This is a genomic window from Chitinophaga sp. H8, from assembly GCF_040567655.1.
GTDB lineage: Bacteria > Bacteroidota > Bacteroidia > Chitinophagales > Chitinophagaceae > Chitinophaga > Chitinophaga defluvii.
In genome coordinates this window covers 613,936-638,608 of record NZ_JBEXAC010000002.1, presented here as the reverse complement: position 1 = coordinate 638,608, position 24,673 = coordinate 613,936, and the positions used below count along the sequence as shown (strand labels likewise).

Below are 24,673 nucleotides of genomic sequence, written 5' to 3'. Positions count from 1 at the left end.
TAGCTATGTTATTAGGATTAGACATTGGAGGTACTAAATGTGCCGTTGTTATTGGCAGACTGGATGAGAACGGAAGGCCGGAAATTATGGAGAAGAAAGTTTTGCCAACAGATAAACCTGTTTATGAAATGATTGGACTGTTATTTTCGACGGCAGCAACCTTGCTTTCCCAATATGACGGGGCCGGGAGTTTGAAGGGCATTGGCATCTGTTGTGGGGGGCCGCTGAGCAGTAAAGACGGAAAGATCCTGTCGCCACCCAATTTGCCGGGATGGGATAATATACCGATAGTAGAACTGGCAGAGCAGCAGTTTGGCGTCAAAGCATTTTTACAGAATGATGCCAATGCCTGTGCCGTGGCTGAATGGAAATATGGCGCAGGCAATGGAGTAAACAATATGATCTTTTTAACTTTTGGCACGGGTATGGGAGCAGGCTTGATCCTGGATGGCAGGCTTTACACGGGTATCTCCGATCTGGCTGGCGAAGTAGGTCATTTAAGATTATCAGAAACAGGGCCGGTGGGCTTCGGGAAAGCCGGATCATTTGAAGGTTATTGCAGTGGTGGTGGTATTGCCCAACTGGCACAAATAAAAGCAAGAGAAAAATTGCAGATGGGTACACCAGTTAGTTTTTGTCCGACTTTGAAAGATTTACCGGACATTACAGCGAAATCTGTTGCAGAAGCTGCTTTGGAGGGAGATAAAACGGCATTAGACGTTTATAATACCTGTGCCACATACCTGGGCAGGGGATTATCGGTATTAATAGATATATTGAATCCGGAGCTGATTGTCCTTGGCAGCATTTACGGACGTGCGAAGTCTTTATTGGAGCCAGGCATGATGGAGGTAATCAGGAAAGAGGCAATTAGTACCTCCTCCCTTGCATGTAGCATTGTGCCGGCAGCATTGGAGGAAAATATTGGTGATATTGCTGCGCTTTCCCTTGCATTGATCAGTAGTGAATGTTGATTGGTAATGCTTAAAATGGATTATGTATAGGGAGGCAAAAGGGTGAGTTCTTAAAAAAGAGGCCCTCTTTTACTTTTGAGGGGCCTCTTTTTTAAGGGTTGTTTAATAGCTACTTTTTAGTCCCCCTTTTGTTTTCATTCGTTTTTCTCAAGGTTCATAGCTTGTGGCGCTATATTCGCTTTGCTTACAGCTTGTAGCTAATATTCCAGGTTTTTTACTGGATTAGCAAGTGCTGCTTTTATAGTAGCATGTCCTACGCTCAGCCATGCTATTAAGATAGAAGATAAGAAGGTACTCAGAAAGAATCCGCTACCCACTTCAATCCGGAAGCTGTATTGCTGTAACCACTCCTGTGCAAAGTACCAGGCAACAGGGGATGCAATTAAAAAAGCAATTATAATCAGGAACATAAACTCACGGGATAACAGGAAAAGGATACTACGTATCGGTGCGCCCAGCACTTTACGTATGCCAATTTCCTTTTTGCGACGGTGGGCCACAAATGAAACCAACCCATATAAACCCAGACAGGAGATAAATATGGAGATGCCTGCAAATATTTTATAGAGCCGGGAAAGTACCTTTTCCTGTTTATAGTAGGAGGAAATGGTTTGGTCGATAAAGTTAAATTCAAATGCATAATCGGGATAGACTTCACTCCAGGTATTTTCAATAGCTGCCAGGGATGCTTTTACTTTGCCCGGTGCTATTTTAATATTAGCCATGCGGTAAGTGTTGTTTAAAGTGGTCATCACTACCGGACCTATAGGGTCACGCAAAGAGTTAGTATGATAATCTTTTACTACTCCTACAATAGGACCTGGTTTTCCCATTACCTTAACTGGTTTTCCAATTGCCTCCTCCGGGCTGCCCAGTGCAAGTTTCTTTAAAAGCGTTTCATTTACCACAAATTCGCGCATCGTGTCTGACGGGGTATATATTCTTCCAGCGGCTAAATGAAGTTGATAAATACTGAAGTAAGCAGTGTCGGCGGGTTTCATATTAACGATCAGATCAGTACGGAGGCTGTTATTATTACCTAACTGCAGATCAGTAGCCCAGCTACTGTATCCCGCTGTTGCAAATGCACTGAAGCTTACATTTACAATACCTGGTTGCTGCAGTAATTGTTGGCGTACAAACGCCAGTCTGGACTGGCTGATACTGTCCTGCGGAAATCCAACTGTAACAATAGCTTCTTTGCTGAAGCCCATGTTGGCATTGGTAAAATAATTCAGCTGTGCTATTACTACCAGTGTTACAATAATGAGTACCTGGGCGATACCGAATTGCAAGACCACTAATACCCTTCTTAGGGTAACACCTTTAATTGGTGTGGCTCCTATCTTATTTTTTAACACATTTACCGGGCTAAATCCTGATAATACAATCGCCGGATAAAATCCAGCCAGCAGGGTTACCATAACTAAAGCGGCCAGCAGAAATCCGGCAACGGCCAACTTATTAAGTATACTAAATGACATTTTAACATCGAGGAGTGCATTTAAAAAGGGAAGACATGCAAAGGCAACTATCACAGCGCCTATCATTGCCATCAGACAAAGTAACCCGGTTTCCCCGAAGAATTGAAGCAGCAATTGCCGCCGGTTGCTGCCCAGTACCTTTCTGATACCTACCTCCCTGGCACGGCTAATGGCACTAGCCGTAGAAAGATTAATAAAATTAACACAGGCGATTCCGAGCAGGAAGATCGCAATGAGGCGCAGCACAGTAATCAATGCTTTGCTGAAAGTACGGTGGTGGAAATTACGTGTTTGCTGATCGAAATGAAGCTCATTCAGCGGTTGAAGCCCTAAATTGTAATCAGCATTTTCTGAAGGGATATGTTTTGATATCAAAACTGGAAATTGTGCATTCAGTTGCTGTGGAGCGTAACCAGGAGGTAAGAGTGTAAAGCAGTAATGATCATTCCAGAACTCTACCCAGTCATTCATATCTACTCCCAGGGTAAGAATAGTAGGATAAGATATCACTACTCCTAGGGGGAAATCAGTATTGGGGGGTGGATTGTAAAGCACACCGGTGATCCTGATGGGCTGATCATATACCTTAATGATTTTACCGGTGGCATTTTTCCAATCACCGAAATACTTTGTAGCAAATTCTTTTGTTATTAGAGCAGTATTAGGTTCTGTAATAGCATTGGCAGGATTACCTCCTATCATAGGGAAATCAAAGAGGTCAAAGAACCTGGATTCAGCCAAGAAAATACCTTCAGGTTCTTTAAATTTTTTCAATATTTCACCAGACGGCCCCGGAATAACTACCTGCACGTCCCTGTCGCCATAAATAGCAGCGGTATGCTCTAACTGAGGATAATCATTTCTTAATGTGCCAGCAAGTGGAAAGGAGGCACCTCCGGCATTTGTTTTTTCACCAGTTTGCTTATTTATTCGTATTACACGGTATATACGATCCTTGTTTTTATGAAAGCCGTCAAAGCTCTGTTCATAAGTAATCACCAGAAATATCAGCATAAAAGCACTGAAGCCTGCCATTAGCCCGGCAATGTTTATGAAGAAATGCCCCCTGTTGCGCAACAGGTTTCTGAATGCTGTCTTAAAATAGTTGCTGAGCATAGCAAAGTTTTAGAGGATGCAACATTTACGAAACAACCGACTTGTTGTATCTAAGAAAGTGCCAGTTAAAGATGTAAGCCCAATCAGTCAGATATGAATAATGTAAAATGATAATTTGTCCGCTTATGATACATAGATGTTCGCTTCTGTGTAATAGCTACGCCGGAGGCTTTCAGTGTTATTCTTTTCTGTTTTCAGCTTATTCCCCTATTTTTATGCCAGGTACCGTAGCGCCCGATTTAGTTTTGTCATGTTTGTTTATGCATTAAAAAACCTCGATTACGTATATGTTCACACGAAATTATGCGGTATTGTTTTGTTTCCTGGCAGTAGCCACGATAGCTTGCCAGCAAAAAAGTAAACCTCCTAAACAAGGACAGGTGAGGGATACCACCCACTACACCAGGGAGGAGTATATAGACCTCGCTATTGACAGCAACTATGTAAATCGATTCCTGGAAGCAGATACGGCTTATCAGCCCTATGAGGAAAATATCCGGAACTTTTACCAGAAGCGGAATTACCATTATGCCTGGATCAATAAGGATGGGCTTACAGAGCAGGCTGCGAATTTTATTAACCTCCTGAAAAGCGGAGCACCTGGTATGCAGGATAGCAGCCTGATCAATGTGCCGCTGCAGCAATTGTATGATACCCTGGTGGTAGAAGGTAAAGGTCTGAAGCCAGGAGATACAATTATCCCCAGGATAGAAATGATGCTTACCTCCCAGTTTTTTAACTATGCCAATAAGGTATGGGGTGGGATGACAACAGATTCTGCAAAAGACCTGGAATGGTTTATCCCCCGTAAAAAGCTGGACCTTTCCAGCCTGCTGGATTCCATGGTAAATAAAAAAGGGAATGCCTTTGAGGAAGATGCCCCGGTAAACCGGCAATATAACCTGCTCAAAGGAGAGCTGAAGAAACTGGCCGACCTGGCTGATAAGGGACCATGGGACAGTATCAAGATCACCCAGAAAGTGCTGAAGAAAGGAGATTCTGCCACCGCTATTGCGGCGGTGAAAATGCGTCTGGAAGCATTGGGCGATCTGAAAGCAGCAGATAGCAGCCGGGTATTCACCGCAGTACTGGATACAGCTATCCGTAATTTTCAGCAACGGATGGGACTGAAAGAAGATGGCACTATCCAGAAGCCTTTACTGGATGCCATGAATACACCTTTACAATCGCGTATCAAGCAGATCCTTGTAAATATGGAACGTTTACGCTGGGTACCAGTAGAGCCAGGCAGTGATTACATCCTTGTAAATATTCCCCAATTTCAGATGCATGTATATGAAAACGGAAAACTTTCCTGGAACTGCAATGTAGTAGTTGGAAAGCCTGGCGCCAGTACTGTGATCTTTAACAATGATATCCGGTATGTGGTATTTAGTCCTTACTGGAATGTACCTCCGGGAATCCTGGGGTCTGAAGTATTACCGGGTTTGAAGCGTAGCGGGGCAGCGTATTTAAATCGCCTGAATATGGAAATAGTTGGCGCCAGCGGAAAAGTGATCCCGCCATCATCTATTAATTTCAGCAAGTATTCTGGTAAAAACTTCCCTTATATCGTACGGCAAAAGCCGGGTAAATCTAATTCCCTGGGTAAAGTGAAGTTCCTGTTCCCAAATGAATATAACATTTACCTGCACGATACCCCTTCCCGTTATCTGTTTGGAGAAACCAAACGTTCTTTCAGCCATGGCTGTATCCGGGTAGCTGAGCCTAAGAAACTGGCAATGTGGTTGCTGCGCGGAGATTCCAGCTGGACGGAGAAAAAGATCGATGAAGCACTGAATGGTACCAAGGAAAAGTATGTTACACTAAAAAATAAGGTACCGGTATTTATCGGCTACTTTACTGCATTTGTAAACTATAAAGGGCAGCTTAATTTCAGGGATGACGTGTATGGACATGATGCGAAACTGGCCAAGCTGTTGTTTGGAGAAAAATAAAATGCGCTTTTAGCCCTCACGCTAAGGGAGTAATGTAAAAAAGCCTGATCGGAAGGTATCTACCAGCGATCAGGCTTTTGTATTAAGCAATTATTGGTGTTATTGACAGGCAATGACAGAAATCTCGACATTTACGCCTTTAGGCAGTGCAGCCACCTGTACCGTTTCTCTCGCGGGGAAGTTGCCGGTAAAATATTTACCATATACTTCATTGATATCTGAAAAAGTATTCATGTCTGTAATAAAAATGGTAGCCTTCACCACATCAGCGAAACTCATACCCGCCTCTGCCAGAATGTTCTTCAGGTTTTGCATTACCTGGTGGGTTTCTGCCATGATATCAGTTTTCACCAGTTCATTTGTTTCCGGGTGCAATGCTATCTGACCAGAGACAAACAACATGCTGCCAGCTTTTATTGCCTGGTTGTATGGCCCGATAGGAGCGGGTGCCTTAGTGGTATTAATGATCTGTTTTTCCATAGGCTAAAAGTAGGTAAAATTGAATAATTCACAGCGAGGTACCCTGGTCTTGACTTGTAGCTGGTAGTGCATGGCTCGTGGTTCACAGCTAAAAAAACATGGTTTTTAATCATTTATTAAATAGGTTTGCCGGAAATTCTGAATATGGATATCCTGGTAATAGCAGATGCCGCACGTTACGAAGACTTGCAGCAAAAAGGATGGGGGGCACATCAGGTGCATTGGAAAAAGCAGCTGGATGAGTTAGTATCGCTACAGGATTACCAGTTGGTGATTGATCTGGTATTTGATGATCAGCCCAGGCATGCCGCCATATATGCCAAACATCCGGAGATACCGGTATTGGCGGGCATGGTAAAGACATCACTGGCGGATATTATGGTACACAATGCCTTTACACAGGGCTTTAATATTATGGGATGTAACTGGCTACCCGGATTTATTCACCTGCCGGTAACGGAAGTATCTATCATGGATGAGGGGCAGCAGCCGGTACTGGATCATTTGATGAAGGAACTGGGCTGGCAGTATGAACTGGTGGCAGATAGAGTAGGTATGGTAACACCACGTGTAATATGTATGATCATCAATGAAGCTTATCTCACCGCTCAGGAAGGCACCGCTACCCGTGAGGATATAGATACTTCCATGCGTTTGGGCACTAACTATCCCTACGGGCCTTTTGAGTGGAGCCGGAAGATAGGTGTAAAAAATGTATATGAAGTACTAAAGGCTATCTATACGGCCACTAACGACGAAAGGTATACGATCGCTTCCAGTATGGAAGCGGAATATAATAAACTGAAATAACGGGTCATATGGCACTAATATTGAATATTGATACTGCAACAACCATTGGCTCTGTTTGTCTGGCACGGGATAGCCAGCCATTGCAAACCATGGTAAATGAAAAGCAGCAAGATCACGCGGCCGCCATCACCTTGTTTGTAAAAGAAATATTAGCCAGGCAACAAATAACCCCCGGCCAGCTGGATGCGATTGCAGTGAGTGCAGGCCCTGGGTCCTATACGGGCCTGCGGGTGGGCGTAGCTACAGCCAAAGGGTTGTGTTATGCATGGGGAAAACCGTTGCTGGCCATTTCTACCCTGCAAATGATGGCACAGGGCAAACGTAGCGAACTACAGGATGATACGGCTTATTATTGTCCTATGCTGGATGCGCGCCGTCAGGAAGTATATACTGCTATCTACGACTATGCCGGACATGATGTAAAACCGCCGGAAGCACTTATCCTCACACCGGATGCTTATCATACCTGGCTGGAAGAAAAGAAGGTTTATTTTTTCGGTGACGGTAGTATGAAATGGGAGCAGTTGTCAGCACCACATCCACATGCCCTATTTGTACCTTACCATATCAGTGCAGAACACATGATATCCTTATCAGAAGCAGCCTTTGCACAACAGCATTTTGCGGATGTAGCTTACTTTAGTCCTTTTTATTTAAAACCATTTTACTTTCCTGCCAAGTAAAACGTATTACGCTTGATTATTTATCATCATTATTATACAAAGGGGGAGAATATGCCGCTACTTTAATCTAGCAGGTATCATTTGAACCGGTTTTTTATTAGGAAAATACCTTTTTGAGGTGTATTTTCAACTATGTCAGGTAAGGCTGATCCCACACTAACCATTTCCCGGGCGAAATCTGCCCCGAAATCATGAAAATATCCTAGCACATGCGTTTGATTTGTCATATGAAGGTCAAATTACACCTTATTTGCAAGTAACGACGGTTATATATTAAAAATTAAGGTATAGAAATTTTTTTTATTGTGACAGATATTATAATTTTGTGTAAATCGATACCCGGTATTGTTGTCTAACAAAAATGGGTTTACTGTCCGTTGATCCCTTTCATTTCATCATTTTTTTAAAACTATTATGCGATGGAAAAAACATTATTAACAACCTCTTCTAATACTCTTATTATTTCTAGAGGTAACAATGAAAAAGACCAGATCAAATTGGATTACATTGCCGTCAAAAAGGCTGCTATGGTTTTGCGTGCTATTAACCATAAGCTGCGCCAGCAGATGATCAAGCTGCTGGAGGACCATAAAAAAATGACAGTGACCGAGATCTACGTGAAATTGCGTCTTGAGCAGTCAGTAGCATCGCAGCATCTTGCCATATTACGGCGGGCAGGCATTGTAATCACAGAAAGAGATGGAAAATTCATTCACTACACCATCAACAAGCAGCGTATTGCTGAAGTGGCTAAGTTCGTAGAAGAACTGGTAGGATAATGTTAGTAAACTATTGGTGGGGAAACCAATGAAAAAGTATATAAAAAAGTAGCCATACGGCTACTTTTTTATTTTGGTATAGATTTTATCCATAAGTGCAGGCAGGAGATTATTCGTAAATTCGCGGAAATCAAAAACCATGTTTGTAAAGCAATTGTATACAAACTGCCTGTCGGAAGCCGCCTATTTTATTGAATCGGAAGGTGTGGCAGCTGTAATAGATCCTGTAAGGGATATAGATGTATACCTGGATCTCGCCAGGGAACGTAATGCTACCATTAAATATATTTTCGAAACGCATTTTCATGCAGATTTTGTGTCAGGCCATCTGGATCTGGCAAAAGCTACCGGCGCTCCTATTATTTACGGGCCGGATGCGGTGACTAACTTTCCGGTAACGGTAGCCAAGGATGGTCAGCAATTCAGCATCGGACATCTGACACTGAAAGTGCTGCATACGCCAGGGCATACACTGGAATCTACCTGTTATTTGTTGTTCGATGAAAACGGGGAGCCATATTGCATATTTACCGGTGATACCTTGTTTGTAGGAGATGTAGGCCGTCCTGATCTGTTCAGTGGCAACCTGAGCAAGGAAGAGCTGGCAGGGATGCTGTTTGATTCACTGAACAGCAAGATCAAGGGATTGCCTGATGAGGTGATTGTGTATCCTGCACATGGTCCGGGATCTTCCTGTGGCAAAAATCTGGGTCCTGAAACTTACAGCACCATCGGTGATCAGAAAAGTACCAACTACGCCTTACTGGCCAGCGATAAAGCACAGTTTATTCAGGAGCTGACTTCCGGTCTTACTACGCCACCTTCTTATTTTCCTATCAATGCGAAAATAAACAAGGAAGGATATGATGCCTTGCAGGCAGTATTGGAAAAAGGGTTGCAGCCTCTTACGGTAGCAGCCTTTAAGGAAAAGATACAGGCCGGCGCATTGGTACTGGATACCCGCCATGCCAATACATTTGCTGATGGATTTGTACCATCTGCTATCAGCATCGGGCTGGAAGGCCGCTTTGCAGAATGGGCCGGCAGCCTGTTGCCTTTCGACCGGGAAATAATACTGGTTACAGAGGCTGGTAAGGAAGAAGAAACTATTGTGCGTATGGCCAGAGTAGGATTTGATAACGTATCCGGTTATCTGAACGGTGGTTATAATGCCTGGGTGGAAGCGGGTGAAAAAACAGATATGATCATATCTGTAGAAGCAGACGAGCTGGCCATGGATATGCCACACGATGAAAACCTGGTAGTAGTGGATGTCCGTAAGCCGGCAGAGTTTGCCGACGGGCATGTTAAAGATGCGGTAAACGTAGCCCTGGGAGATATGATGGATCCCGGCAGTCTGGCGCATTTTGATGAGCACCTTAACCTGTATGTACATTGTCAGGGTGGATACCGCAGCATTATTGCCTGCTCTATCCTGAAAAAAGAAGGTATTCACAATCTCCGGAATATAGAAGGTGGCTATAACAAACTGAAGGAAGAAACAAGATTGAAGTTTGAAAAAGAAAAGAATGTGCTGAACTGATGATGTTGCACCACATTTTGAATCCTATATGGCGGCGGACTGATCAGTCCGCCGTTTTTATTTAGCCTTTCCCGGTTATTTTTTCTGGTATGCTGATAAGTTAAAATATATTAAAATTATAGCAAGGATACTTTTGAAAAGGATAGGATGTAAGTCCACAGGGTGGCCCTATTAACGGTTATCTTTCCCTGGCATATGAATTGCCTGTTATCAAACCCAGTCATTTGAAGTGCTGATTAACAATTAGTTAAAGGCAGAAATAGTTGCCGGTTAGCACAGTATTTGTTAACTTCTTAGAAAATTATTAGCCATGAAAATTAAATCTTTATTAGCCGCCTGTTTGCTGTCGATGGGCGTACTGCTATTTGCCTGTAAACCTTCCGACAGCAAAATACAACAGGCAGTAAATGAAAAACTAAGTGCAAGTCCTGGTATTACCGCTGAAGTAAAAGGTGGTGTAGTTACCCTGAGCGGAGAGGTATCAGATGAAGCAGCCCGTGCAGCAGCAGAAAGTGCGCTTGCAGGTGTAAGTGGCGTAAAATCTGTTAGCAACAACATTACGGTAAAAGCACCGGAACCACCGATGCCCCCGGTAACGATTAATCCTGACGACATCCTGAAAAAGACACTGGACTCTGCTTTCAGCGCTGCGGGATTTTCCGGTATTACCGTTACCGCAATGGATGGAGAAGTAACCCTGAGTGGCTCTGCCAAGAAAAGCGATCTGCGCAAGATTATGCAAACAGCACAGGAATCCAAACCTAAGAAAGTAGTGAATAAACTTACATTGAAATAACCCTTAAAAACATACTACCATGGGCTTACAAGATAAATATCAGGAACTGATCGGCCAGGCTAACAGTGCCGGCGTTACAGGCTTGCAGGTAAGAGAACAGGACGGTGTGCTGTACCTTGATGGCACAGCGCCTTCAGCTACCGTAAAAGATAATTTATGGAGTACGTATGAAAAAATTGACCCTGAAATGCGGGCTGCCGACCTGGTAATGAACATTGCTGTAGCAGCAGGTGGTGGTGATCAGACCTACGAAGTGAAATCCGGCGACAGCCTCAGCAAGATCGCTAAAAACTACCCCGGCATATCCTGGCAGGATATTTATAATGCCAATAAAGATCAGATCAAGGATCCTAATTTGATACACCCCGGTCAGAAATTAAAAATACCCTCCTAACGTACAGCTGAAATAATGTTGTACCGGGTTAAATAAAAAAGCATCGTCCGTTTGAGACGATGCTTTTTTAATGCATTCACCGCAGGGCTAGTGGTGCACCACATGCTCTTCATATATATGTTTCCACCTCCGGTGGCTCCATACCCATACCTCCGGCTGCTCATGAATATTTTTCTCCAGAAATCGCACAAATGCTTCTGTAATCTTTCCTTCCGGCTCATGTACGGGTTCTTCAAACATCAGCTTAAGTTCCGCTTTATAATAACCACGTTTTACTTTCCGGATATCTGCAAATACGACCGGGATATTATGGCGCTTTGCCGACATTTCCGGGCCTTTATAGAAAGGTGTCATTTTATTGAGGAAAGGGTACCAGTAACATCTGCGTGGGTTTCCGGGGTTCTGATCGGCTACCAGCGCAATAAGATATTGCTTTTGCAGCCAGGGGGCCATACTGTTTCGCATATCGTCTGCGCGGATCAGGGTACTCCCGAATTTTTCCCTGAAATGGCGGAACATACGGTCTACGGCTTTGTTGGTAATAGGCATATACACTACCAGGAAAGGAAATTGTACCCCCTGCATACAAAAGAGGTTCGCCCATTCCCAGTTGAAATTATGTCCCAGGTGTAGCTGACAGCTTTTCCCCTTTTTATACAACTCATGCAAAACGGTAAGGTCGCAGTCGAACCTGCGTTGCAGATCAGCCTTGCGCATGGTGAGCAGCTTGATGGTTTCTACCATCATATCTGTGAGGTTATGATAATATTTTTTAGCCAGCAGGGTGATTTCTTCCGCTGTTTTTTCCGGGAAAGCCTGGCGCATATTAGCCTTTACCACACTTTTACGATAGCCAATCACATAATACATCAGCACGTAAAGCCCGTCACTTAGTATGTACAATAAGCGGAGGGGGATGATGGAAATGGCGTAACAACATATTAGAAGGAGGTAATACATTTCAGCAGTAAATTACAAACGCAATGTGCAAAGATACTAAAGAGATGAAAGTGATGAGCTTTAGGAAAAGAATAAGTAAGAAGATAGGGCAGGAGAAGAAAAGCTGATTACGTTTTGTTATAAACGTAATCAGCTTTGGACTTTTATTACAGCACAATATTTTGTACCAGTTCGCACTTGTATGGATAATCGGTATTGTAATGCAGGCCTCTGCTTTCTTTACGGAAGGCGGCACCTTTTACAATCAGATAGCCCACTGTGATCAGGTTACGCAGTTCGCACAGCTGGGGAGATACTTCTGTTTTTTCGTACAGATCTTCCGTTTCTTCATGCAGGATATCCAGCCGGCGTAAGGCACGTTGTAAACGCACATTGGTACGCACAATCCCTACATAGTCGCTCATGATCTGTTTTAGTTCTTTCAGGCTCTGGGTGATCAGAATCATTTCACGTGGCACGGTAGTACCTCTTGCATCCCAGTCGGGTACTGATTCCTCAAAGGTGATACTGTCAATTTTCCGGGTAGCATCCAGGAAACAGCGATGCGCAAATACCATTGCTTCCAGCAGGGAATTGGAGGCCAGCCGGTTAGCCCCATGCAGTCCGGTACTGGCACATTCGCCGCAGGCATACAGATTGCTGATAGAGGTAAGCCCCCATTCATTGGTTTTAATACCACCGCAGCTGTAGTGTGCGGCCGGTGATACCGGGATCATATCTTTTTGTACATCTATGCCTATGGATTTACATTTTTCATAGATGTTAGGGAAATGGTGAATGAACTTGTCTATATCCATATGCCGGCAATCGAGGTATACGTGCTCGGTACCGGTGATCTTCATCTCACTGTCTATTGCGCGGGCCACAATATCGCGGGGAGCCAGTGACAGGCGGGCGTCATATTTATGCATAAAATCCTCGCCGTGGATATTACGTAAGATACCGCCATCACCCCGTACCGCTTCCGTGATCAGGAAGGAAGGGCTTTCTCCCGGCTGGTATAAAGCGGTGGGATGAAACTGGATAAATTCCATATTTTCTATCCTGCCTTTAGCACGATATACCATGGCCACCCCATCGCCGGTAGCAATGATAGGATTGGTAGTACTCCGGTATACCTGTCCGTTGCCACCTGTAGCCAGCAGGGTAATTTTAGAAAGTATTTTTTCTATTTGTTTTGTTTCCAGGTTCAGCACATACACGCCATAGCAGGCAATGTCCGGAGTGGATTTGGTCACCAGGTAACCGAGGTGGTGTTGGGTAATCAGGTCTACAACAAAGCAGTGGGTTACCAGTCTGATATTGGGTCTGCGATGGATAGCAGCCAGGAGCGCCCGTTCTATCTCTTTGCCGGTAACGTCTTTATGGTGTATGACCCGGAATTCGGAATGACCGCCTTCCCGTCCTAAGGAGAATTCGCCATCGGGGTTCTTATCAAAATTAGTACCCCATTCGATGATCTCATTAACCCTATCAGGCCCTTCCCGCACCACTATTTCTACCGTATGAGGGTTACAAAGCCCATCGCCGGAAATAAGCGTGTCCTCTATATGCTTTTCAAAACTGTCATTTTCCAGGTCATTTACCACGGCTACACCACCCTGTGCATATTTGGTGTTGGTTTCATCCTCCCGGGTTTTAGTAATAATGGTAATCGTCTTATCCGGATATTGTTGTGATACTTTGAGCGCATAGGTAAGTCCCGCAATACCCGAACCAATCACTAAAAAGTCAACTTGTTGCATAACAATTTATAAACACCAGTGATAACAAATGGTATGTATGTAATTACCGGCTGGTAATTACAAGCACAGATCAAAATTACACTTAAACACGGGAATTCAAATACCTTGTACTGCCATATACCAGACCAGCCTGTGCTAATCCATAGGTAAGCATTACCAGTACTCCTCCCAGGGGGATGGGTTGATAGAATTTACCGACGGCAATCAGGGAGTCGGAGATGATGAATAGTATAGCACCTAGTATACAGTACCAGCCTGCTGTTTGCTGCTGTAACCGGAAAGCATGGAGTGCGCATAACAGGGTAAAGGAAATGCCAATCGCGTATATGATTACCGGAATGGTCATATCACCCAGGTACGGCAACATAAAAAATATAAAAGCAATCACGATGGCCTCGGTGATAAAGGCCGCAAAATAATGGCAATCGGGGCGGGGATCGTTGGTATACCTGATTTTGAGGAAAAAAAGGATATACATCATATGTGCCAGCAGGAAACTGCCTAGCCCGGCTATAAAAAATGTCATGCCCCTCCCATCAAACATCAGCAATACATCACCCCCAAAAGAAAAGGCAAGCGCTGCCAGGAGAAGGTAACGGTATATTGCGCGGACATGGCCGGTATTGCTCATAAAGTATAATGCCAGCAGGACCATCAATAAAGGCTTGGAAGTAAAACGGATGGCTCCCATGTCAAAACCAACGAAAATAAGATCTGCCAGCAGTGTGATAAAGTAAAGGACTAACCAGATGGATTTCAGCATGGGAATATGATGGCTTTATACTACAAGATAACCAATCTGGCCCGAAATGCGAAGCGGAGCGTTTAGGATGATAAAACTCAGGAAGATTCCTTTAGTTGTTAAACAGGATATAAAACGTAGTCCCTTTATCGTTAAGGCTACTCACTTTCAGCTGGCCTCCATGCAGTTGGATAATTTGCTGGGATAAACTGAGGCCTATGCCGGAGCCTTTTTTCTTGGTGGTAAAAAAAGGAATGAAGATCTTATTCATGGCATCTGCATCAATGCCGGGGCCATTATCTGTTACTTCTATGCATATCTGCTGGAGGGTATTGATATATGCTTTCAGGAGGATGGTAGGCTCCTGATAGTGTTCCAGGGCATCCATGGCATTTTTGACCAGGTTGATTAATACCATCTGGAGTTGTGCAATGTCGGCATGCAGTTCCATGTTTTCCGCCTGTACATCTGTCTGGAAAGTAATACCTGCCTGTTTTAATTCCGGGAGCAGCAGATTACTCACCGAGGTGATCAGCGTTTTTACATTTACGGTTGTAAACTGTGGTTTGGGCAGGGTGGTATAATCCCGGTAAGCATTTACGAAGTTCATAATGCCCTTGCTGCGGCTTTCCACGGTTTCCAGCGCTTCCCGTAAATCGGCAATAGCTTCAGGATGCTGCATGTCGGGGGCAATGTCGAGGTCTACGATTTCGCGCATGGTGCCAATCAGGGATACAATAGGTGTTACGGAATTCATGATCTCATGGCGGAGTATCTTGGTCAGGTTTTGCCAGGCTTCCAGCTCTTTCTGCTGCAGCTCCGAATGGATATTCTGCAGGGAGATCAGCTTTACTAACCGGCCCTGCAATCTTACTGTAGCGGCATTGATGGATAGCTGTTGTTCCTGTTGGGTGCGGTATAGTATTTTGTTGCCGGAATGTAACTCCATTAGTAACTCGGCCAGGCCAGGGTGAAGTGTTTTCAGCTCAGCAATATTACGCAGGCGGTAGATGCCCAGTAGCCGGAAAGCAGCAGGGTTGATCAGTTCTATTTTTCCCTCCATGTCAAACGACAATACCCCTATACTGATATGTTGTACGATGGTATCAATATATTTGAGATTCGCTTCTTTCTCCGCCCGGGTTTGCCGGAAAGCCTCGAGCACTTCATTGAATTGGTAATTCAGGGCCTGAAAGCTTTTTCCCAGTTTATTATCCGCACTGAACCGGATAGAGAAATCCTCATAACGGATAGATTCCAGGAATAGGGTGAGCTTTCTGTTCACTCTGTTGAGGTAGTGGTATATGCCACCGATCTGTATAATAATGACCGGTATGAGTACGAGTGCCATCGCTGGGATGGCATTGTACCACAACCACATACTGCCGCCTATTGTAAGGGTAAGCAGCAGTAAGCGTAATAAGATATTTATGCTGAAGCGATTCAATTTTTTGAGCGGTTCAATTTTTTGAGCGGTTAGCTTTTAGCAGTTGGCTGTTAGCTTAATGCAGCGAGTGATTAAAGCTGTTAGCCGTTAGCTTATTGGAGCGAATAAATAAAATGTTTCAAAGATAAATTATTAGCCATACACCTGTTATAACATTATCAACCGCTGCATTAAGCTAATAGCTAATAGCTAATAGCCAACAGCTAACAGCTTATAAGTTATATTTTTCCAGCCTTCTATAAAGTGCTGCTCTGCTGAGGCCCAGTTCCCGGGCAGCTTCCGTAATGTTGCCATTACATTTTTTCATAGCCTGGGTGATAATGTTGCGTTCCATCTCTTCCAGGTTATAGCCGGTATTGAGGGTTTCATCTGCCGAAGCAGGATTTTTAACGAACACATCCTTGGGCTGTAATACTTTGCCCTGGGAGAGTATTACAGCACGTTCCATAGCATGTTGCAATTCTCTGATATTCCCCGGCCAGTTATATTGAATTAATTGCTGAGCCAGTGATTCGTGCAGGCTATTTACCGGGCGTTTGTATTTATCGCGGTACATCTGCAGGAAGTGTTCTGCCAGGGCAATAATATCTTCCTGCCGTTCGCGAAGGGGAGGAAGGTGTATTTCAATGGTATTGATACGGTACAGTAAATCCTGCCGGAAGAGATGTTGGGCCGCCATATGCTGGATATTGCGATTGGTTGCACAGATCAATCTTACATCTATAGGTACCAGTTTGTTGGAGCCTACCCTGGTGATAGACCTGTTTTGCAGTACGGTGAGCAGTTTGGCCTGGAATGGGATGGAGATATTACCAATTTCATCCAGGAAAATGGTGCCGCCGTTGGCTTCTTCAAAGCGGCCAACACGGTCTTCCCGGGCATCTGTAAAAGCTCCTTTAACATGACCAAACAATTCACTTTCGAAGAGGGTTTCGCTGATAGCACCCAGGTCTACACTCACAAAAGGTTTATCATGCCGCAGGGATTCCCGGTGGATATGACGGGCCAGCATATCCTTGCCGGTACCGTTTTCACCCAGTATCAGGATATTGGCATCGGTACCGGCCACTTTGGAAACGGTGTCAAATACCTGTTGCATGGCAGGGCTTTTACCCACCAGGAGATTATCCGGAGCAGGCGCCGTTTTCTCTTTTTTAGCAGCACGTTTATTGAAGGCCGACTGTATAGTGGCCAGCAGTTTTTCGTTTTCCCAGGGTTTGAGGACAAAGTCTACCGCCCCGGCTTTTATGGCACGCACCGCCATTTCCACATCCCCATAGGCGGTGAACATAACTACCGCTATTTCCGGGTTGATATCGAGGATTCTGTCCAGCCATTCAAAACCTTCCTTGCCGCTGCTGAGGTCGCGGGTAAAGTTCATGTCCAGCAAAATCACGTCATACTCGAAGTTGGAAACCAGGTATGGGATCTTTTGGGGATTCTTTTCAAAATCAACCTGTTCGAAGTGCCTTTTTAATAACAAGCGTGCCGCACGGAGCACATCTACATCGTCGTCTACGATCAGTATTTTTCCGGGTTGTGTAACTGTCATAATATTTTTAATTAAAAGCACTCCTGCAAACAACGTTCCCAACAGGCCATTTTTAGAATGCGAAGCCGGGAAATGTGGCTATAGCAATATTAAACAAAGATTTTTTCCTGTAAGCGCCTAAATTCAGGGGATTACAAAATTGTTCATTATCGGACACAGCTTGTCCGGCAAAGGACGTTTTTTTAAGGGCTTTTTCCCCGAAATGCTTACTGGTAAGCGATTTAGGGTTTTGGCATATTGATTGGCTAACCCTCACAGCAAATGTTCTGAAATATCATGGATAGAAAAATAGAAAAGAAGTTTTGGTCTAAAAAGCGCCTGTTAATGATTAGTGGGGGAGGCGTATTAGTGTTGCTTTTGTTGTATAACCTCATTTTTGCCGATCACCGGGCTACCCTCAATGTAGAAAAAGATAAGATCACTATATCCACTGTCAGCAAAGGTACCTTTGAAGTATATATCGCAGTAACCGCAGTAGTACAACCATTAAAGACTATCCACCTGGACGCTATTGAAGGTGGATATGTGAGCCAGAAATACCTGGAAGGAGGAAGCATGGTAAAAAAGGGAGATTCCATCTTAAGGCTGGAAAACCAGCATATGATCATGGACTTTGTAAAGAGTGAAACGGAAATGTACCGGTTGATCAATGAACTGCAGAATACAAAGCTGCGTTTAAAACAAGATCGTTTTGCCATGCAGCAGAAGCTGGCCACCTTCGATGCACAGATCAGCCAGGCAAAAGACCTGTACGACCGTAATAAACAACTGGTAGATGAAAAGATCATTGCACAACAGGACTTCAATAAAAATAAGTTTGAATATGAAGGATTGTTAAGACAACGGGAGATAGAAATGGAGTCTCAGAGTTACCAGAATGAAAACTCCAGAATGCAGATCATCCAGCTTGAAGGTACTATTAACCGTACCCAGCTAAACCTGCAACTCATGAAAAATAATCTGAATAACCTGCTGGTACGTGCCCCGGTAGATGGACAACTGTCTTCCATCAATGTAGAAGTGGGTTCGAGTATTACTGCCGGACAGAATATCGGGCAGATTGATGATCTGAATGGCTTTAAAATGCGGGCAGAAATTGATGAACACTATATTTCCCGGGTATTTCCAGGCTTAAAAGCCACCTTTGAGTTCAGCGGGAAAAATTATGATATGGTTACGACTAAAGTATATCCCGAAGTGAAAAACGGCCGGTTTGAAGTAGATATGAATTTTGAAAAAGAAACACCGGACGGTATTCGCCGTGGACAATCCTCTCCTATCCGCCTCGAATTAGGTAAGGCTACAACCGCTATATTACTGCCGGTAGGCGGATTTTTCTCCGATACCGGTGGTAATTGGGTTTATGTGGTGGATAAGGGAGGCAAACGAGCCGTAAAGCGGAACATTGTACTGGGTAGCAAAAACCCTATGTTCTACGAAGTACTGGAAGGGTTACAACCGGGAGAACAGGTTATTACATCTTCCTATGAGAATTTTGGTAACAAGGATGTATTGGCTTTTTAATTAAATTGATTTATGCTGAAACGGCATTTTCAAAGTCTTATCAATAAAAAATATAAATACTAAAATCACATGATACGCACGGTTAACTTACAAAAATTATTTACTACAGAGGAAGTAGAAACTACAGCGCTGAATGGTATTAATATGGAAGTGCAGGATGGCGAGTTTGTGGCTATCATGGGTCCTTCCGGTTGCGGTAAATCCACGTTGTTAAATATCCTGGGGTTACTGGATAATCCCAGTGACGGGGAGTATCATTTCTGGGACAAGGAAGTAGCCAGGATGAGTGAGCGTCAGCGTGCACAATTGCGTAAAGGGTCTATTGGTTTTGTATTCCAGAGTTTTAATCTGATTGATGAGCTGACAGTATTTGAAAATGTAGAACTGCCTTTATTATATCTGAAGGTGCCTGCCAGTGAAAGGAAAGAGAAGGTAGAGAAGGTACTGGAACGTATGAATATTATGCACCGCCGGAATCACTTCCCGCAACAGCTATCAGGAGGGCAGCAACAAAGAGTAGCTATTGCCCGCGCGGTAGTAGCTAACCCTAAAATGATCCTGGCGGATGAGCCTACCGGTAACCTTGATTCTACCAATGGAGAAGAGGTGATGAAGTTACTGCAGGAACTGAATGAAGCAGGTACTACCCTGATCATGGTAACACACTCGCCTTATGATGCAGGATTTGCCCATCGTATTATTAACCTGTTTGATGGCAGGGTAGTAACAGAAAATATCAAGGAACAGTTTCACGTATAATTGTTTAGCCTGTGCTCCTATTTAAAAGATATGTCATTATCGCATTCCGGAATCTGAGGAAGCAAAAGTTATTTGCTTTCATTAATATTTTTGGACTTGCCCTCAGCATGGCGGTATGTCTTCTTGCCTTGATGAGTACCAGGGAACAGTTCAGTTACGATACTTTTCATCCTTACCCTAACCGTACTTACCGGATCACTTCTCCGGTTAAAACGCCGGATGGCAGGGTGTTTCCGCTGGCAGGAGCTCCATTACCCCTGGCAGGCAGCCTGTTGACAGATTATGGTATTGCCTCCCAAACGGTACGTTTATATACCGTATTGAATGAGAATGCCGGCATAAGCACCGGCAAAAAAGACCTTTATGTAAGAGGAGCTTTCTCTGAGCCTTCTTTTTTTAAAGTATTTGGTTTCCGGCTGGCAGCTGGTAATGAACAAACAGCCCTTGCCGCCCCCAATAGTATTATACTAAGTAAGGCGACTGCAGCGCGTTTTTTTGGAACGCAAAATGCAGTTGGGCAGGTGCTTCATTTTGAACAGAAGGGTACTTATACGGTAACGGGGGTATTACAGGACCCACCCACTAAATCACATATTGACCTGGATGCCATTGCATCCATTTCTTCAGTACCCCTGCTGGAAAAAAGCGGTCTGCTTCCCGACCGGCTGGATAACTGGAACAATGCAAATGACTCGTATGTATATGTACTGTTAAAACCCGGTGTAGCAGCATCCAAGCTGGAAAGCGCTTTAAGTAGTATTGTTAAACGTTATGATAAAGTAGAAGGCCAGCAATCGGGTAGCATTGCATTTGTGCCCCAGCAGCTTAACCATATTACCCCTTCAGGGGATTTATATAACGATATAAACAAAGGAACTACCTGGGGAAAGCTGCTGGCAGTAATTGGAGTAGCCTTTATCATCTTATTATCAGCCTGCTTTAATTATACCAATTTATCCATTGTTCGTTCCCTTTACCGGGCCAAAGAGGTAGGGGTACGTAAAGTAATCGGGGCGCAGCGATACCAGATTTTTATCCAGTTTATTACTGAATCGGTACTTATGGCGTTATTGGCCCTGGTATTTGCGTTGGGGTTGTTATGGGGCGTTATGCAAAATGATTTTAGCCGGGAAATAGTACCTGATGTGCCCCTGGATATAGTGATGATAGGCTGGTTTGTATTATTTAGTGTATTCACCGGATTGCTTGCAGGCGTATTACCAGCGTGGGCACTATCTTCTTTCCAGCCTGTAAGGGTTTTGAAAAGTATGTCGGAGATGAAGGTTTTAGGTGCTTTGAGCCTTCGGAAGAGCTTAATAGTAGCCCAGTTTGCATTATCCATGGTAGTAACGATCCTGGTCACCACCGTTTACCGGCAGTTCGATCTTAAAGCCACTATGGATTATGGATTCCGGCAAAAGGATATTCTCAATATTCCATTAGAGGAGGGGAGCTATACTTTGTTGAAAAACCGGCTACAGCAGGTACCTGGTGTAGAGATTGTGTCTGGCACCTCCAGTTTTCTGGGGAATAAGTATGGCGCTTCCTTTGAAGTAAAAACAGATGCGGCGGCCACCGCTGTGAGTATGAATTATTTCATGACTGATGGAGACTTTATCCGGAATATGGGCCTGAAATTGCTGGCAGGAAGTACTTTTCCTGATAATGCTAACGGAGAACAGGAGCAGTATGTTATTGTGAATGAAAGTGCCCTGCATGCCCTGCATATCAAAACGGCTGCTGCGGCTATTGGTCAGCCATTGTGGCTAAATGATTCTACCCGGGTTAATATTTTAGGGGTCTTGAAGGACTTCAATTTTCAGCCCATAGAACGTCCGATTTCGCCAATGGCACTACGTTACCATCCGGCTGATATCCGGCTGATCCAGGTAGGGGTAAACCCTGCGGCCAACAGGGAGCAGCTGCTGGCGGCCATTGCTCCCTTATGGAAGGAGCAGCATCCCATGAAAACATTTACCTATGGCTGGTTTGACCAGGAATTACTGAAACAGATAGAGGTAAAAGGAATGCTTTATACCATTTCCTTCCTGGCCTTTATGACCATCGTGATTGCTGCCCTTGGGTTATTGGGCATCGTGGGGTATACCACACAAACCCGCCGTAAGGAAATCAGTATCCGCAAAGTGATGGGGGCGGGTACCCGTAATCTTATCATGTTATTATCCCGTAATTATTTAAAGCTGATAGTAATTGCAGGCCTGATAGCCCTACCATTGGGCTTTTTGGGTGGAAATATGTTCTTGCAACTATTTGCATATCGTGTGTCTTTAGGTATAGGTACACTTTTAGGCAGCTTTTTATTATTGATGGGTATTGCATTACTGGCAATTATTTCGCAAACTTGCACCGCCGTTACGACCAACCCGGTGAATAGTTTGCGGAATGATTAAACACAGGATTATATAGCTGTAAAAAGCTTCAAGAATAGAATAACAAGTGAATTGGAAACGGAGCATGTATCTACACGCACCGCTTGTTTTTTTACCTGGTTTAATTAAAGTGTTACCGATGTTAAAGAACTATTTTAAAGTAGCCTGGCGCAACTTATGGAAGCATAAGTTATTCACTTCAGTAAATGTATTAGGTCTTAGCGTAGGCCTTATCTGTGTTATTTTATTGTTACTGGCTGTTCAGCAGATTGTAAGCAGAGACAGTTTGCAGCAGAAAATGGACCGGCTTTATCTCCTGGAAACAGGAGATAAGAATGGGGGAACAGGTGATGGGAATGTTTTCCCGCTACTGGATGTATTGCTTCAGCAATATCCTGAGGTGGAGAGTGGTACCCGTATCAACACCTGGGACAGCCGCTGGCTGATATATAAGGATAAAGAAGCGAATGAGAGTATTACCTATGTGGATGCCGGTTTCTTTGACGTATTTACTTTCCCGCTTAAGTATGGCCACGCCGTACATGCATTGGACAATAAACAATCTATTGTCTTGTCTGAAGAAGTCGCAACCAAACTCTTTGGTAATTCTGACCCCACCGGGCAAACGATTTCCTTTGACAATAAACACCAGTTTACCGTAACGGCGGTAATGAAAAGTATCCCCACCAATTCGACTATAAGACCTACCGTTTTACTTTCCAATCAGCATCTGACTGATGACCCTGAATTTAAGGGCATAGCTGATTGGTACAATTGTTTCACCAGAGAATATGTAGTGCTGAAGCCTGGTACCACGGCTACCCAGCTGGAAAAGAAGCTGCCTCAACTGATAGCGCAGCATTTTGTGAAGGCAGCACAGGATCGTTATATATATCTGCTGCCATTTAAATCATATCCGCAGAAGTATGGCGGTTTTAACTTTGAGTTGTACAGGTACGCACTGAGCTGTATCGCTTTATTTATCCTGTTGTTGGTAATGATTAATCTGATTAACCTCAATATGGCTGCTGCGTTTGCGCGCGCCCGTGAGGTTGGTGTCCGGAAGGTATTAGGTTCAGGTAAAGGGCAGGTATTATTACAGTTTTTTATTGAAACAGGTCTTGTGGTGTTTACAGCTATTGTATTGGGAATATTGGGTGCCTGGATGCTGATGCCGGTATTCAATGATCTGTTTAGTAGTTTGGCGTTATCGGAAACCATGCTTTATAATGGCTATTTTATTATTGTACTGTTATGCGCAGGCGTGCTGCTCACATTGATAGCAGGAGGATATCCGGCTATTTATCTCAGCAGTATTCAACTGGCTAATAGTATAAAAGGAAAACTAAAGGCTGCCCCGCAAAAATTACATGCCCGGCAGTCGCTTATTATTGTGCAGTTTGTTATTACGGTAATATTCATTGCAGGGAGCCTGATCGTAAAAAAACAGGTATACTTTATGAAGAACGCGGATGTGCACTTTAATAAAGATAATGTACTAATCGTAGATCTTGGGCTTGATTTCAAGGACCTGCCATCTGCCAAAGGGCATGTCAATTATATTCTTTCGGAGTTAAAGAATAATGATGAGGTAAAAGCAGTATCTATCGGAAGAAATGTGCCAGGGCGCTATGATGAAAACTATAATGCCTATTTGCCAGGGGATGCTGCTGCTGATGCCAATACCGTTGGATTAAGGCAGTTGTCTATCGACAATGGTTACCTGGATGTATATCAGTTAAAACTATTGGAGGGCAGGAATTTTTCTGCATCAATGGCTACAGATGAGTCGGCTGTTATAATCAATAAAGCCGCTATGAAAGCGTTGGGGTGGGCAAGTATTGAAGGGAAATCACTGCGAGCCAAAGGAGGAGATAAAGCAATGCCGGTAATTGGTGTAGTAGATGATTATCATTATCAGTCGCTGGCAGGCAAGGTGGAGCCACTCATACATTTTTATGCCGGCAAAACAGAAATGCGCATTGAAGAAGGCTTTTTGAGTATCAGTATTAAACCTAAAGATGCACCTCCTGTAATTGCTATGCTGGAAAAAGAATTTAAGGGTATCCCTTCCAGAAAGGCATTTACTTACAATTTTGCGGATGAAATATTTAACCGCCAATACCAGCAAATAGAGGGCATATTATCGCTAATAAGCTGGTTTGCCATTATTAGTGTATTAATAGCTTGCGCAGGCATATTTGCATTGATATCACTGGTAGCCAGACAACGTACCAAGGAAATTGGTATCAGAAAAGTATTGGGATCCAGTGTAAGCGGAATTGTGTTACTGCTATCCAGGGATTTTCTGAAGCTGGTAATCGTTGCTGTATTTATTGCTACGCCTATCGCCTGGTGGGCCATGCATAAATGGTTACAGGGATTTGCCTATCAGGTGTCATTATCCGTATGGATTTTCATACTAACCGGCGTATTGGCTATACTTATTGCATTGCTTACGGTATCTATACAATCTATAAAAGCAGCCGTGGTGAATCCTGTAAAATCGTTGCGTACGGAATAAGCAAGTATCTCCC

At 43.8% G+C, this 24,673-nt stretch carries 19 protein-coding genes; 12 read left to right on the top strand and 7 right to left on the bottom strand.

The genetic code is table 11. The features are described 5' to 3' along the window. Positions 1 to 5 precede the first annotated feature (5 nt). Entirely contained in the window at positions 6 to 974 is a 969-nt protein-coding gene (locus tag ABR189_RS16445) for an ROK family protein (RefSeq protein ID WP_354661544.1), read from the top strand. A 197-nt stretch (positions 975 to 1,171) separates the two neighbouring features. Here ABR189_RS16445 and ABR189_RS16440 read toward each other — a convergent pair whose 3' ends face one another. Next, positions 1,172 to 3,574 carry an ABC transporter permease gene (locus ABR189_RS16440; RefSeq protein WP_354661543.1) on the bottom strand — a complete coding sequence of 801 codons (2,403 nt, stop codon included), beginning with the start codon at positions 3,572 to 3,574 and terminating at the stop codon, positions 1,172 to 1,174. Positions 3,575 to 3,861: 287 nt separating this feature from the next. Here ABR189_RS16440 and ABR189_RS16435 point away from each other — a divergent pair, with 287 nt between their 5' ends. Beyond that, positions 3,862 to 5,532: a L,D-transpeptidase family protein gene (locus ABR189_RS16435; RefSeq protein WP_354661542.1), complete on the top strand. Its 1,671-nt coding sequence runs from the start codon at positions 3,862 to 3,864 to the stop codon at positions 5,530 to 5,532. 99 nt (positions 5,533 to 5,631) lie between these two features. On the opposite strand, the gene ABR189_RS16430 is transcribed toward ABR189_RS16435, so the two are convergent. Continuing rightward, on the bottom strand, positions 5,632 to 6,012 hold the full coding sequence (locus ABR189_RS16430) for a RidA family protein (protein WP_354661541.1): 381 nt from the start codon (positions 6,010 to 6,012) through the stop codon (positions 5,632 to 5,634). A gap of 126 nt (positions 6,013 to 6,138) precedes the next feature. Here ABR189_RS16430 and ABR189_RS16425 point away from each other — a divergent pair, with 126 nt between their 5' ends. The 6 genes from ABR189_RS16425 to ABR189_RS16400 all read left to right on the top strand — a co-directional run bounded on the left by ABR189_RS16425 (position 6,139) and on the right by ABR189_RS16400 (position 11,017). After that, on the top strand, positions 6,139 to 6,822 hold the full coding sequence (locus ABR189_RS16425) for a 3-hydroxyacyl-CoA dehydrogenase family protein (protein ID WP_354661540.1): 684 nt from the start codon (positions 6,139 to 6,141) through the stop codon (positions 6,820 to 6,822). 8 nt (positions 6,823 to 6,830) lie between these two features. After that, positions 6,831 to 7,505 carry a tRNA (adenosine(37)-N6)-threonylcarbamoyltransferase complex dimerization subunit type 1 TsaB gene (gene tsaB, locus ABR189_RS16420; protein ID WP_354661539.1) on the top strand — a complete coding sequence of 225 codons (675 nt, stop codon included), beginning with the start codon at positions 6,831 to 6,833 and terminating at the stop codon, positions 7,503 to 7,505. Between the two features lie 419 nt (positions 7,506 to 7,924). Next, entirely contained in the window at positions 7,925 to 8,284 is a 360-nt protein-coding gene (locus ABR189_RS16415; protein ID WP_073084462.1) for an ArsR/SmtB family transcription factor, read from the top strand. A gap of 139 nt (positions 8,285 to 8,423) precedes the next feature. Beyond that, positions 8,424 to 9,827, top strand: coding sequence for an MBL fold metallo-hydrolase (locus ABR189_RS16410; protein WP_354661538.1), 1,404 nt, complete (start codon positions 8,424 to 8,426; stop codon positions 9,825 to 9,827). Between the two features lie 310 nt (positions 9,828 to 10,137). Next, the gene (locus ABR189_RS16405) at positions 10,138 to 10,623 is read left to right on the top strand and encodes a BON domain-containing protein (RefSeq protein WP_354661536.1); all 486 of its coding nucleotides are present in this window, start codon (positions 10,138 to 10,140) and stop codon (positions 10,621 to 10,623) included. Between the two features lie 19 nt (positions 10,624 to 10,642). Then, entirely contained in the window at positions 10,643 to 11,017 is a 375-nt protein-coding gene (locus tag ABR189_RS16400) for a LysM peptidoglycan-binding domain-containing protein (RefSeq protein WP_354661535.1), read from the top strand. A gap of 87 nt (positions 11,018 to 11,104) precedes the next feature. Here the strand turns inward: ABR189_RS16400 and ABR189_RS16395 are convergent, their stop codons facing one another. From ABR189_RS16395 to ABR189_RS16375, 5 genes are all read right to left on the bottom strand, one after another. After that, the gene (locus tag ABR189_RS16395) at positions 11,105 to 11,977 is read right to left on the bottom strand and encodes a lysophospholipid acyltransferase family protein (RefSeq protein WP_354661534.1); all 873 of its coding nucleotides are present in this window, start codon (positions 11,975 to 11,977) and stop codon (positions 11,105 to 11,107) included. Positions 11,978 to 12,123: 146 nt separating this feature from the next. Continuing rightward, positions 12,124 to 13,722: an L-aspartate oxidase gene (gene nadB / locus ABR189_RS16390; protein WP_354661533.1), complete on the bottom strand. Its 1,599-nt coding sequence runs from the start codon at positions 13,720 to 13,722 to the stop codon at positions 12,124 to 12,126. 82 nt (positions 13,723 to 13,804) lie between these two features. Next, positions 13,805 to 14,485 (bottom strand): lysoplasmalogenase, encoded by a 681-nt coding sequence (locus ABR189_RS16385; RefSeq protein WP_354661532.1) that lies wholly within the window; start codon positions 14,483 to 14,485, stop codon positions 13,805 to 13,807. 91 nt (positions 14,486 to 14,576) lie between these two features. Further along, the gene (locus ABR189_RS16380) at positions 14,577 to 15,911 is read right to left on the bottom strand and encodes a sensor histidine kinase (protein ID WP_354661531.1); all 1,335 of its coding nucleotides are present in this window, start codon (positions 15,909 to 15,911) and stop codon (positions 14,577 to 14,579) included. A gap of 211 nt (positions 15,912 to 16,122) precedes the next feature. Then, complete coding sequence (locus ABR189_RS16375; protein ID WP_354661530.1) at positions 16,123 to 17,463, bottom strand: sigma-54-dependent transcriptional regulator; 1,341 nt, start codon at positions 17,461 to 17,463, stop codon at positions 16,123 to 16,125. A gap of 276 nt (positions 17,464 to 17,739) precedes the next feature. Here ABR189_RS16375 and ABR189_RS16370 point away from each other — a divergent pair, with 276 nt between their 5' ends. The 4 genes from ABR189_RS16370 (at position 17,740) to ABR189_RS16355 (ending at position 24,660) form a co-directional block, all read left to right on the top strand. After that, positions 17,740 to 18,987, top strand: coding sequence for an efflux RND transporter periplasmic adaptor subunit (locus ABR189_RS16370; RefSeq protein WP_354661529.1), 1,248 nt, complete (start codon positions 17,740 to 17,742; stop codon positions 18,985 to 18,987). A 69-nt stretch (positions 18,988 to 19,056) separates the two neighbouring features. Beyond that, the gene (locus tag ABR189_RS16365) at positions 19,057 to 19,746 is read left to right on the top strand and encodes an ABC transporter ATP-binding protein (RefSeq protein WP_354661528.1); all 690 of its coding nucleotides are present in this window, start codon (positions 19,057 to 19,059) and stop codon (positions 19,744 to 19,746) included. 11 nt (positions 19,747 to 19,757) lie between these two features. After that, a complete protein-coding gene (locus ABR189_RS16360; RefSeq protein WP_354661527.1) occupies positions 19,758 to 22,157 on the top strand; it encodes an ABC transporter permease in 2,400 nt (799 codons plus the stop codon). A 118-nt stretch (positions 22,158 to 22,275) separates the two neighbouring features. Next, on the top strand, positions 22,276 to 24,660 hold the full coding sequence (locus ABR189_RS16355) for an ABC transporter permease (protein ID WP_354661526.1): 2,385 nt from the start codon (positions 22,276 to 22,278) through the stop codon (positions 24,658 to 24,660). The last annotated feature ends 13 nt before the right edge of the window (positions 24,661 to 24,673 follow it).

What these genes read in the sequence shown, in the direction of transcription:
- ABR189_RS16435 (WP_354661542.1), top strand. Translation starts at nt 3,862, where the DNA reads ATGTTCACACGAAATTATGCGGTATTGTTTTGTTTCCTGGCAGTAGCC.
- ABR189_RS16385 (WP_354661532.1), bottom strand. Translation starts at nt 14,485, where the DNA reads ATGCTGAAATCCATCTGGTTAGTCCTTTACTTTATCACACTGCTGGCA.
- ABR189_RS16415 (WP_073084462.1), top strand. Translation starts at nt 7,925, where the DNA reads ATGGAAAAAACATTATTAACAACCTCTTCTAATACTCTTATTATTTCT.
- tsaB (WP_354661539.1), top strand. Translation starts at nt 6,831, where the DNA reads ATGGCACTAATATTGAATATTGATACTGCAACAACCATTGGCTCTGTT.
- ABR189_RS16440 (WP_354661543.1), bottom strand. Translation starts at nt 3,574, where the DNA reads ATGCTCAGCAACTATTTTAAGACAGCATTCAGAAACCTGTTGCGCAAC.
- nadB (WP_354661533.1), bottom strand. Translation starts at nt 13,722, where the DNA reads ATGCAACAAGTTGACTTTTTAGTGATTGGTTCGGGTATTGCGGGACTT.
- ABR189_RS16410 (WP_354661538.1), top strand. Translation starts at nt 8,424, where the DNA reads ATGTTTGTAAAGCAATTGTATACAAACTGCCTGTCGGAAGCCGCCTAT.
- ABR189_RS16370 (WP_354661529.1), top strand. Translation starts at nt 17,740, where the DNA reads ATGGATAGAAAAATAGAAAAGAAGTTTTGGTCTAAAAAGCGCCTGTTA.
- ABR189_RS16355 (WP_354661526.1), top strand. Translation starts at nt 22,276, where the DNA reads ATGTTAAAGAACTATTTTAAAGTAGCCTGGCGCAACTTATGGAAGCAT.
- ABR189_RS16445 (WP_354661544.1), top strand. Translation starts at nt 6, where the DNA reads ATGTTATTAGGATTAGACATTGGAGGTACTAAATGTGCCGTTGTTATT.
- ABR189_RS16365 (WP_354661528.1), top strand. Translation starts at nt 19,057, where the DNA reads ATGATACGCACGGTTAACTTACAAAAATTATTTACTACAGAGGAAGTA.
- ABR189_RS16430 (WP_354661541.1), bottom strand. Translation starts at nt 6,012, where the DNA reads ATGGAAAAACAGATCATTAATACCACTAAGGCACCCGCTCCTATCGGG.
- ABR189_RS16375 (WP_354661530.1), bottom strand. Translation starts at nt 17,463, where the DNA reads ATGACAGTTACACAACCCGGAAAAATACTGATCGTAGACGACGATGTA.
- ABR189_RS16405 (WP_354661536.1), top strand. Translation starts at nt 10,138, where the DNA reads ATGAAAATTAAATCTTTATTAGCCGCCTGTTTGCTGTCGATGGGCGTA.
- ABR189_RS16400 (WP_354661535.1), top strand. Translation starts at nt 10,643, where the DNA reads ATGGGCTTACAAGATAAATATCAGGAACTGATCGGCCAGGCTAACAGT.
- ABR189_RS16395 (WP_354661534.1), bottom strand. Translation starts at nt 11,977, where the DNA reads ATGTATTACCTCCTTCTAATATGTTGTTACGCCATTTCCATCATCCCC.